We start from the raw sequence: 10,584 nt of genomic DNA, 5'->3' as shown, positions 1-10,584 counted from the left end.
CTTATATATTACTTTAAATCTGTCATCATAATCCCTGCTAAACAGCATCAATATCTCAACCTTTCATAATATCTCTAGCTTAATCTTCTAAAGTATATCATATCATATGGAGATAGTGTTTTACTATTATGTTATGTAACAATTTCCATGTAAGTCCATATTATATTATTGAAGATAGGAGGGCCAGGCTATGTCAAGTTCTTCTTTTATTAATTCTAACTTATTTATAATAATAGCTGTCTTAATAACCATATGTATTGGAGACGAGTTAAGTGAAGATGATAATAATGTGCTAGGTAATCTTTTCACAGCTCTTGGTTCCCTCTTTTTGACGAAAGCATCTCAGATAGCTAGTAAGCAAAATCAAGATGAGATCAAACGTCAAATCGCTGATTTGGAAAATCAATTACAATCTCTAAAAAGCAAGCTGAGATAAGAAAGGCCGGGGAAATCCCCGGCTAGTTTGTTTAATTTCCATCAACTTCTTCATTAGTACCAGCTTGTGCTGCAATTATTTCTGCAAATTCATCCATAATTATTTTGAAATGGCTTCATTCATTGCATCAATAGTTAATGAGTTTTCTTCTGTAATCTCTGGCAATTCTATCTTGATATCGCCGTTTATATTTGTCAAATCAGTGTCAAAGCTTATATAGATACAAAATTCTCTTGCATCTATTTCATCGGATTCTGCATTGCCTGATATTCCAGCGAAAGCCCTTTTAATCTCACCTAAATTCAATACAATATCTGCATTTCCTTTTGTATTAACAACATAACCTTCGTTATTTACTACATAATCTGTTACAATACCTCTATCACCTATTAGAGTAACTTTATCAAAAGCATCCATAATTATATTGAAATAAACTAAAAATACATCCATGTCATTATCAATGCTTTTTATTGAATCCTCATATATAGCTCTATTTTCTTCTTTTGTATCAAATTGTTTCATCATGTTAATATAGTCTTTTATAAAGTCAATTAATACCTCGTCTTTTGCCATCTCATTGATCAAGTTTCTCAAAAGTACTTTAAAGTCTCTATCATCTAGTTTAATCTGATAAATCATTGCCTCCTCTTTACCTTCAGGAGTTTCTATTATTTTAATTCCTCTATTTTTAATTACATCTCCCAGGTTGTTGGCGGGATCATCAATGATATTTTCAAGAATCTTCATCGTATGTCCCTGTAATTTCTTAGCATTTTCTATAAATTTCATATCAATAATATTTGTAGAACCTTCGGGCTTTAATAAATCCATTACGATATAGCTCTTGCCTTGAAATTCTTCAGGCAAAAAACTACCAATCAATTGGGGAATCTGTATTATTTCTATAAACTTCTGAGTGTCACCAGACATATCCATATCTACCCATACTGTCATACCTATGCCCATTCCATCAGCTATTGCGTTAATCTTTGCTTCTGCTACCACTTTCGATGCGTCATCATTTGTTATAGCTTTAGAGTCAACCTCAAATTTTAAACTGTTTATAATATTTGATATAGCATCAATTGCTTCCTGTTCATTTTGTGGTAAACCACTAGCATTAAAGTTTAAGCTTATGGTGCTTTTACTTTCAACTTCTTTTAACTCCTGCTGTTTTTTTAACGCATCAAACAAAGGCTTTGCTTCTGTTGCTGTAATGCTTTTTGTGGCAACCCTATCTAATATGGATATTACTTCTGCCCTTGATATTGTATCTAAAGCATTAAAACTATTATCTGATGTACCTTTCATATAACCCTTTTCTACTACTGCACCTATGTATCCTCTGCTTTTTTCAGGTATTTCATCAGCATCAGTAAAACTCTTCAATATTTCAGAATCAGCGACTGGTTCAAGCTTTTCGACCTTTGAAATTATCATTGCAATTTCCTGTCTTGTAATATTTTCTTCTGGTTTGAATTCTCCATCCTCAAAACCTTCAATATAGCCTGCATTTACTGCCTTGATAATTTCTTCATAAACCAGTGGGTTTGATTCCTTAGATATATCCTTAAACTCTAGCTGTTGAGTTGTTTCACTAAATTGATATAATCTATTGATTAAAGAAACTAATTCATATCTTGTAATTTTTTGGTCTGGATCATATTCAGCAATCTTTACATCCTCTGGGATTAATCCTCTATTCACCCAATCCTTTAATTGATATTCCGCCCAATGTCCCATAAAATAAGAAGGCTCAGATGGTTCAGCATAAACCATACTCGTATTTAGCATAATAAGAATAAGAAGCACAACAAAAATCTTTTTCATTCTTAAACCCCCTGAAATTAGTTTTTTCTATTTCAATAATTTATATTATATTACATAAATGAGGAAATTAACAGTAAAAAAATAGAACCTTACCTTTAGTAAAAAAGTAAGGCTCTACTCTATAATCCCTACCTTAATTCCCAGTGGCCTCTATATGTTGTATGATCATTCCCCAGGTAATCAATATCAGCGTAAATCCTCACTATATTATTTACATCATCATGTTGGATGTGGACATTTGACGGCCTGCCGTCATCGCTTCTGTACTGCAAATAATTATTTACTATCTCCATAGCTATATCATCGCTATATCCGTCATATATTGTGTTATATTCACTGTCTGCAATTTCAAGAACCATACTGTGGCCATCGTAGTCTACAATTCTTCTTTCTAGAATATTCCCATACATCTGCTATACTCCTCCCTATAATAGTACTAAGTTACTATATATCTTCCCCCAAAATATGCCTTAGTATTAACAATCCCTGCATCATTTTTGGGAAACCACAGGTTGGAGCCACAAGCAGCATTGCATGTTCTATTTCTTCCTTAGTACAGCCACTTTTAAGTGCCTTTTGTATATGGGTCCTTAGTGCATATGGATATTGGCAATCTACAGATAAAGCTACTTTTATAAGCCATCGGGTTTTTTCATCTAATGGGCCACCTTTTTCATGGACTAGCTTGCCATAGTTTTCATAGGCCTTATATATGTCGCCATGCTTATCAGTTAGGTATTTGAGGTTTTTTTCAATAACATCCAGGTTGTCAAAATAATCTCTCACAGTATCTCCACCTTATAAAATAATATTTCTAAGGTGTATTATGTGTAAAAACTTTTTTTATAAACATTTTATTTTCAATTAATCCATTTTCTGGGGTATTGAATTCAAAATCTCCATAAATTCATCACCCATTATAGTTTCTTTTTGAATAAGATATGAAGCTATTTTGCCCAATGCCTCCATGTTATCTTTAAGAAGTATTTTTGCCTTCTCATAGCATTCTTTTAATATTCTCTGAACCTCATCGTCAACTTCTGCAGCAGTTTCGTCAGAGCAATTTCTAACAGGTCTGCCGTCTAGATATCTATTCTGTATAGATTCCAGTCCCATCATGCCAAATTTGTCAGACATACCATATATGGTTACCATCTGCCTTGCCAGTTGAGTAGCCCTTTCTATATCATTGGCAGCTCCCGTAGTTATTTCATTAAAAACTAAATCCTCAGCAGCTCTACCTGCAAGAAGAACAACTATTTGTTCCAGTATTTCATCCTTTGACATTAGGTACTTTTCCTCCTCAGGCATCTGCATAGTATATCCCAAGGCACCCATAGTTCTAGGAATTATAGTGATCTTGTGGACAGGCTGTGTCTTCTTTTGCAATGCTGAAGCTAATGCGTGACCTACTTCATGGAAAGCAACCAGATTCTTTTCATTTTGTGTCATAACCCTGTCTTTTTTCTCCTTACCTGCTATGACAGTTTCCACTGCTTCAAACAGGTCATCCTGGCGTACCTTGTCTCTTCCCATTTTTACTGCTCTTAAAGCTGCCTCATTCACCATATTGGCCAGATCTGCTCCTACAGCTCCTGCAGTTGCTAAGGCAATTTCTTTCAGGTTTACGTTTTCATCTATTGCATAATTTTTGGCATGGACTTTTAATATCTCTTCTCTACCCTTTAAATCAGGTTTATCAACTATTACCCTTCTGTCAAAACGGCCAGGTCTCAATAGTGCTTTATCAAGAACCTCAGGCCTGTTAGTAGCTGCAAGTATAACAACACCTTTGGAAGAGTCAAAACCATCCATTTCTGCAAGGAGCTGATTTAGTGTCTGTTCTCTTTCATCGTTGCCTCCTATAGTGCCTTCTCTGCTCTTTCCTATGGCATCTATTTCATCTATGAATACTATGCACGGCGCCTGCTTCTCTGTCTGCTTGAACAAGTCCCTGACTCTGGCAGCACCGACACCTACAAACATTTCTACAAAATCAGATCCTGATATGGAAAAGAAAGGAACCTTGGCTTCTCCTGCCACAGCCTTTGCTAGAAGAGTCTTCCCCGTACCAGGAGGTCCTACCAGGAGAGCCCCTTTCGGCAGCTTAGCCCCTATCTTTGTATATTTGCCAGGACTGTGAAGAAAATCTACAATTTCCTGAAGAGACTCCTTAGCCTCTTCTTGTCCTGCCACGTCATCAAAGGTAACTCCTGTACTTTTTTGTACATAAACTTTAGCATTGCTTTTCCCTATAGACATGGCGCCGCCGCCCATTTTTTTACTAAGGGACCCCATGAGCATTGAGCTGAATAGATAGAATATCCCGAAGGGAAGAACCCAGGAAAGCAGAAAGCTCATAATTGGAGACTGCCTATTCTGAACCGGCTTAAATGTTATTCCAGCATTATATAGCTTATCTACAAGATCTGGATAATCCAGTTTGCCTGTATAGTACATCTTTCTTTCTACTAAAGGAGTATTTTTGTCTGATTTAGGTACTATCAGTATTCTGTCTTCAGTGATTTGAACAGACTCAATTTCATTATTGTCAACCATTTTCAGAAATGTGCTGTAATCTATCTCTTGAAATGCTGACTGGGAAATAAATGATGTCAACATGTTTATTCCCAAAGTAATTATCAATGCAATAGCAATAAATTTAGGCAAATTTTCTTTATTAGGTAACATATGCTTCCCTCCCTATAATAATTGTTGTGACAAATCAATTAATCTATCATGAATTTTTTGCATATCTTTCTTCGAAAATACATCTATGCCGAATAGGTTTGAAAATGCCATGCCATAACAGGCAAGACAAATAATCATTCCCAAAGTCGGGTCCTTTAGCTCATAAATTTTCTCCAGCAATACCCTGCGATTCTCTCTTACTGGTTGCAGTAATTCCTGATTCATTGCAACCGCTGCCAACAATCCGGTCATACAAGTGGTGTCAACTGAATCGTAATTGAAATGTTGCTCAATCAAGGATGACAACCACCTGGTTCTATCTATTTTTTTATCAAACTGTTCCATATAATACTCTATTAGGCCTTGTATCAATTTATCCTTGCTGGGAAAGTGATATAACAGTCCCCCTTTGCTAATACCTGCTTCTTTGGCCACCTCCTCTAATGTGAAACAGTTTAATCCTTTCTTGGCAATTACTTTATTTGCTTCGCACAATATCTTTTCCTTTATAGAAATATCCATATGCTTATCAACTCCTCCCGACCGTCTGGACGGTACAGTTTTATTTTATCAAATGCTACACTTAGTGTCAATATATTGTAAAATCTGCTTCTAATTTGCGCTATATTGTTAAATATATGATATAATATTTGATGGATTCGTCTTTTAATATACTTCGTGCATTATACGCAAGATAAATTATGTGTTTTGTGAGGGCGCATATATGGAACAAAATGAGAAATTTGTAATGATGACTGAAACTCCTATCCATGTCCTGATACCAAAATTAGCAGTACCCACCATTATAAGCATGCTTATAACTTCCATATACAATATGGCTGATACTTTCTTTGTTAGCCAAATAGGTACCAGTGCAGCAGCTGCTGTAGGTGTTATTTTTTCCCTTATGGCAATAATACAGGCTATCGGCTTTACCTTTGGTATGGGCTGTGGCAGCTTTATTTCCCGCAGTCTTGGAAAAAAAGATGTGAAGAGCGCGGAACAAGCAGGTGCCTTAGCTTTTTTTACTGCCCTAACCATGGGTTTACTACTTGCCTTATTTGGCCTATTGTTTATAGATAAATTAGTTATTTTCCTCGGCGCTACTGAAACCATTGCACCTTATGCTAAAGATTATGGCAAATACATATTGATCGGTGCTCCTTATATGTGCGGTTCTTTTGTTTTGAATAATATATTGCGTTCTCAGGGCAATGCTGTAAGATCAATGCTTGGAATAACCACAGGCGGTGTCTTAAACATGATACTTGACCCAATTTTTATCTTCGTCTTTGATATGGGCATATCTGGTGCAGCCATTGCCACAATTATAAGTCAGCTTATAAGCTTTATCATTCTATTTGCTCAATGCAATTACATAGATGGAAGCATTAAGATAAAAATATCTAATTATAGATTTTCCTTGGAAATGTACAAAGAGATTTTAAAAACAGGAATGCCTACCTTTTATAGACAGGGTCTTGCGAGTTTTGCAACTATCCTTATGAATATTTCTGCTTCCCCCTTCGGGGATTCTGCTATTGCAGCTGTATCCATAGTAACAAAAATAGTCATGTTTATTAATTCTGCTTTAATAGGCTTTGGTCAAGGATATCAACCTGTCTGCGGTTTTAATTATGGAGCAAAGAAATATGACCGAGTATTGGAAGCTTTCTGGTTTTGTGCCAAAATTGCATTTATAGGATTATCAATATTTGCTTTAATAGGCTTCATATTTGCTCCAGATATCATAACCGTTTTTAGAGCCAATGATGCAGAAGTTATACAGATCGGTTCAAAGACTATGCGATTTCAATGCCTGGTAATGCCGCTTCATTCATTCACAGTCATAGTAAATATGACTCTTCAGTCTTTGGGTTATGGCTGGAGAGGTTCTATAGTTGCCGCAGGTCGACAAGGATTGTTTTTCATACCTGCTATATTAATACTGCCTCGAATAATAGGTATTATGGGTATACAGACCAGCCAATCCATAGCAGATTTTTTCACCTTTATACTGGCTATTATATTGATTGCAGATGTGCTGAAGGAACTTAAGCAAGCAGATAAGCTTTCAGAAAAGAAGTAAGAAATGCTTCCATTGGAAGCATTTCTTATATTGTTTTGAAGGCTAATTTTTCATAGTGTTTATACAATGAGTGGAACACTCCGCTGTAGTTTTTATGCCATGGTTTTTTCTTGCCACAAAAATGTAGTATCACAGTATTATTTATGACTTGGTCCATATCCCATTCTCCGCCGCTCATTATCTTGTAGTAGCGATAGTATCTGGCATCGTAATTATATAATTTTTCATCCAGAGCCTTTATTTTCTTTCCATATAATGCATTAAGAATATCCTGGTCAGGCATGATAAGCTTTGTCCTATTCTCCTGTACAAATTGATATATGGTTTCCTCATCAATAAGCTTCCTCTGATTATCCAGGTTCATCAATAGAACTCCAGAATTATAATAAGCATCTATTTCATAGGGATAAAGCCTTAGTTTATTTATCTCCTTAATTGTAGTCTTATCATGATATGCAGCTCCATACAAATAGTCATTTATATCAATATTATACAATTCATTGACAGGGTTGATCACAAGGATATCGGGATCCAAATATAATATCCTATCCATGTCCTGGGGTAAAAACTTAAACGCCAGTAACCGATAATACATTTCTTTTGTATAATGTAAAAGTATGGGAGCATTTGCAAAACAATTATCATCAATATAGATTACATGCAGTAAGCTTTCATGGCTCTGAATATAATTGTTTAGATCCTCGATTTCATCATCATTAAGTCTTGAATGCATTAAATATATATTGAATCTTACTTCCTTGTTATTTATAAAAAGAGATTTCAGCATAATTTTTAAAGGTTTAATATATGTGGAATTTAAAGTAACAAGCAGATTCACCATAGTCTTACCCCCTCTTTATACAAGCTGTTAAATCATTGCATTTATCTACATCAAAGGAGCAAAAATACGTAAAATCATTCTTACCAATTTCCTATACCATGTAATTTGATTCAAATCCTCTATTGTGATCTCTTGGCACATTTTTAAAGTGTCTGTAAAGTCTTTTTTTATGTCCTTTATGGTTCTGCATTTATACATCCAGACTCCACATTCAAAATGTAAGAATAAACTTCTATAATCCATATTTATTGTACCAACAACACCATATTCATCATCTACCACAAAGGTTTTGGAATGGATAAAACCGGGAGTATACTCATATATTTTTACACCACTCTCTATAAGAGTCCTATAATAGGATCTGGTAACCTCATGAACATACCATTTATCTCCCCAATAAGGAGTAATTATTCGTACATCAACTCCTCCTTTGGCAGCTGAAGTCAATGCAGTTATAATTTCATTGTCAATGATAAGATAAGGAGTAGTGATATAGACATATTTCCTGGCTTTATTTATCAAGTTGAGATAAACTATTTCTCCCACTGTCTCATCATCAAGAGGGCTATCAGCAAAAGGCTGAACATATCCATCTTTGCAGCTTTCTTCCAATGGTTCCATTTCTGGCTTGAACTTATTGAAATCTTCATTGATTCCCTCCAGATAATCCCACATTGAGAGAAACATAACAGTCATGCTCCATACGGCTTCCCCTTTAATCATTATGGCCGAATCCTTCCAATGACCAAATTTCTCATATTCATTTATATACTCATCTGCTAAATTTATACCGCCGGTAAAACCTGTATGTCCATCAATTATTGCAATCTTTCTATGATCTCTATTGTTAATCCTGGTAGATAATAGAGGAACTAAAGGGTTGAATACGCGACATTTTATTCCCATGCTTTCAAGCTTTTTGTCGTAGCCATAAGGCAGCTTGAATATGCAACCTGCGTCATCGTATATTACTCTTACATCTACCCCTTCCTCGGCTTTCTGCTTAAGTATATCCAGTATGCTGTTCCACATAACACCTTCTTCAATGATGAAATATTCCAGGAATATGAACTTTTCAGCTTTTTTCAACTCAGCCTTCAATCGCTCGAATTTCAGCTCACCTATAGACAGATACTCACTGAATGAGTTGCAGTAAGGAGGATAGTATGCATAATCTTGTATATACTTTGATTGAGTTGCTGCAATTTCATTATATGCTTTCATCTCATCAAGAATATGCGGTTTTGGTTTTAGAGCAGCTTTTGTCTTGTCAACGATTGACTTCATCCTAAGTCTCATTCGTTTGCTCAATTTGTTAGCACCAAGAAACACATAGAAAAGCCCGCCAAAAATTGGGAATACCAAAATAGGAATAATCCAAGCAATTTTATACACCGGATTACTCTTATTGTTTAATATAAGCAATATAACTACTATACTTATTAATATGCTTGCTCCATAGAAATAAGCGAAATAATCATAAAATTTTATTATTACGCTTAACAGAACAAATATTTGTATCAGTACTGCAAGTATTAGAAAACATACTCTATGAAACAAAAATTTTACTATATATTTCATGCTAATCAACTCTTAAATATAAATTTTGGTTCAATCCTCTAAATAAATTATAAATCTAAAGCCTCTTTCATTAAAGTATTAATTCTTATGCAAACATCAAAAGGCTTACCGCCATAACTAACATGCCTAGAATAAGTCCATAAATTGCAATATGGTGTTCTCCGTATTTTTCTGCTGTAGGAAGGAGTTCGTCCAGTGATATATATACCATAATTCCTGCAACCCCTGCAAACACCAATCCAGACATTGCTTCATTAAAAAATCTCATAAGAAGTAAATAACCTACAATTGCTCCTGCTGGTTCAGACAAGCCTGATAGAAAAGAATACATAAATGCCTTTTTTCTATTACCTGTGGCAAAAAATACAGGAACAGAAACTGCTATTCCTTCGGGGATATTATGAATTGCAATGGCTATGGCTATACTATAACCTAAAGTCGGGTCATGTATGGCGCTAGTAAAAGCAGCCAGACCCTCGGGAAAATTGTGAATAGCTATGGCTAAAGCAGAAAACAGTCCTAATCTGAGCAAATCCGAATCCTTTTCATCAGTTTTTTTCATATCTTTTACATCCTTCATCTCATGAGGATTCTCGGCAGATGGCACAAATTTATCTATCAATGCTATTAGTGCTATACCTGCAAAAAAAGCTATAGTAGTAATCCAATAACCTTTACCTGGACCATAGTATGCTTCCAAAGATTTTCTTGCCTCAGCAAATATCTCTATCATTGAAACATAAATCATTACACCTGCTGAAAATCCAAGTGCAGCAGATAAAAACTTTTTATTTGTCTGCTTTGTATAAAAGGCTAATAAGCTTCCTATACCGGTAGCTAAACCTGCAAGTAGTGTTAGGCCAAATGCCAGTAATAATCTATCCAAGCTTATATCCATAATAAACCTCCATTGCAGTATAGTATCCATTTCTATTTGTTATATTTTAGCTTCTAACTACACACATTTCAAGAAGTTACTTCTTGATATTTAAAACCATAAGCCAGGTTATTGACTTTTATCAATAAAAGCCATAGAGTTTTTACAACGGTATGTATTAGTTATTATATAATAATGCTATATTATAATGTAAGCTTCATCATTATATTACTTATCGG

Annotated in this window: 10 protein-coding genes; 2 read left to right on the top strand and 8 right to left on the bottom strand. The window is 34.9% G+C overall.

Annotated elements, in window-relative coordinates; translation table 11 throughout:
• The first annotated feature begins 190 nt into the window (after positions 1–190).
• Positions 191–436, top strand: coding sequence for a hypothetical protein (locus tag ACESM9_RS08775; protein WP_372997355.1), 246 nt, complete (start codon positions 191–193; stop codon positions 434–436).
• A 99-nt stretch (positions 437–535) separates the two neighbouring features.
• Here the strand turns inward: ACESM9_RS08775 and ACESM9_RS08770 are convergent, their stop codons facing one another.
• The 5 genes from ACESM9_RS08770 to ACESM9_RS08750 all read right to left on the bottom strand — a co-directional run bounded on the left by ACESM9_RS08770 (position 536) and on the right by ACESM9_RS08750 (position 5,479).
• Complete coding sequence (locus tag ACESM9_RS08770; RefSeq protein ID WP_372997353.1) at positions 536–2,266, bottom strand: S-layer homology domain-containing protein; 1,731 nt, start codon at positions 2,264–2,266, stop codon at positions 536–538.
• Between the two features lie 128 nt (positions 2,267–2,394).
• Positions 2,395–2,676, bottom strand: a complete 282-nt coding sequence (locus ACESM9_RS08765; protein WP_372997351.1) for a hypothetical protein — start codon at positions 2,674–2,676, stop codon at positions 2,395–2,397.
• Positions 2,677–2,710: 34 nt separating this feature from the next.
• On the bottom strand, positions 2,711–3,052 hold the full coding sequence (locus ACESM9_RS08760; RefSeq protein WP_372997349.1) for a carboxymuconolactone decarboxylase family protein: 342 nt from the start codon (positions 3,050–3,052) through the stop codon (positions 2,711–2,713).
• A gap of 78 nt (positions 3,053–3,130) precedes the next feature.
• On the bottom strand, positions 3,131–4,957 hold the full coding sequence (ftsH, locus tag ACESM9_RS08755; RefSeq protein WP_372997347.1) for an ATP-dependent zinc metalloprotease FtsH: 1,827 nt from the start codon (positions 4,955–4,957) through the stop codon (positions 3,131–3,133).
• A 12-nt stretch (positions 4,958–4,969) separates the two neighbouring features.
• A complete protein-coding gene (locus ACESM9_RS08750; protein WP_372997345.1) occupies positions 4,970–5,479 on the bottom strand; it encodes a TetR/AcrR family transcriptional regulator in 510 nt (169 codons plus the stop codon).
• A gap of 202 nt (positions 5,480–5,681) precedes the next feature.
• On the opposite strand from ACESM9_RS08750, the gene ACESM9_RS08745 reads away from it, so the two are divergent.
• Entirely contained in the window at positions 5,682–7,046 is a 1,365-nt protein-coding gene (locus ACESM9_RS08745) for an MATE family efflux transporter (protein ID WP_372997343.1), read from the top strand.
• 25 nt (positions 7,047–7,071) lie between these two features.
• Here the strand turns inward: ACESM9_RS08745 and ACESM9_RS08740 are convergent, their stop codons facing one another.
• From ACESM9_RS08740 to zupT, 3 genes are all read right to left on the bottom strand, one after another.
• Positions 7,072–7,887, bottom strand: coding sequence for a glycosyltransferase family 8 protein (locus ACESM9_RS08740; protein ID WP_372997341.1), 816 nt, complete (start codon positions 7,885–7,887; stop codon positions 7,072–7,074).
• Positions 7,888–7,932: 45 nt separating this feature from the next.
• A complete protein-coding gene (gene cls / locus ACESM9_RS08735) occupies positions 7,933–9,468 on the bottom strand; it encodes a cardiolipin synthase (protein WP_372997339.1) in 1,536 nt (511 codons plus the stop codon).
• A gap of 85 nt (positions 9,469–9,553) precedes the next feature.
• Positions 9,554–10,366: a zinc transporter ZupT gene (gene zupT, locus ACESM9_RS08730; RefSeq protein WP_372997337.1), complete on the bottom strand. Its 813-nt coding sequence runs from the start codon at positions 10,364–10,366 to the stop codon at positions 9,554–9,556.
• Between the last annotated feature and the right edge of the window lie 218 nt (positions 10,367–10,584).

Origin of the sequence: Lutispora sp., assembly GCF_041687175.1 — a bacterium.
Taxonomy (GTDB): domain Bacteria; phylum Bacillota; class Clostridia; order Lutisporales; family Lutisporaceae; genus Lutispora.
This window is presented reverse-complemented; position numbering and strand designations above follow the sequence as displayed.

Excerpts from the sequence above, each read along its gene's own strand:
- ACESM9_RS08775 (WP_372997355.1), top strand. The coding sequence starts at position 191 with ATGTCAAGTTCTTCTTTTATTAATTCTAACTTATTTATAATAATAGCT.
- ACESM9_RS08770 (WP_372997353.1), bottom strand. The coding sequence starts at position 2,266 with ATGAAAAAGATTTTTGTTGTGCTTCTTATTCTTATTATGCTAAATACG.
- ACESM9_RS08765 (WP_372997351.1), bottom strand. The coding sequence starts at position 2,676 with ATGTATGGGAATATTCTAGAAAGAAGAATTGTAGACTACGATGGCCAC.
- ftsH (WP_372997347.1), bottom strand. The coding sequence starts at position 4,957 with ATGTTACCTAATAAAGAAAATTTGCCTAAATTTATTGCTATTGCATTG.
- ACESM9_RS08750 (WP_372997345.1), bottom strand. The coding sequence starts at position 5,479 with ATGGATATTTCTATAAAGGAAAAGATATTGTGCGAAGCAAATAAAGTA.
- ACESM9_RS08745 (WP_372997343.1), top strand. The coding sequence starts at position 5,682 with ATGGAACAAAATGAGAAATTTGTAATGATGACTGAAACTCCTATCCAT.
- ACESM9_RS08740 (WP_372997341.1), bottom strand. The coding sequence starts at position 7,887 with ATGGTGAATCTGCTTGTTACTTTAAATTCCACATATATTAAACCTTTA.
- cls (WP_372997339.1), bottom strand. The coding sequence starts at position 9,468 with ATGAAATATATAGTAAAATTTTTGTTTCATAGAGTATGTTTTCTAATA.
- zupT (WP_372997337.1), bottom strand. The coding sequence starts at position 10,366 with ATGGATATAAGCTTGGATAGATTATTACTGGCATTTGGCCTAACACTA.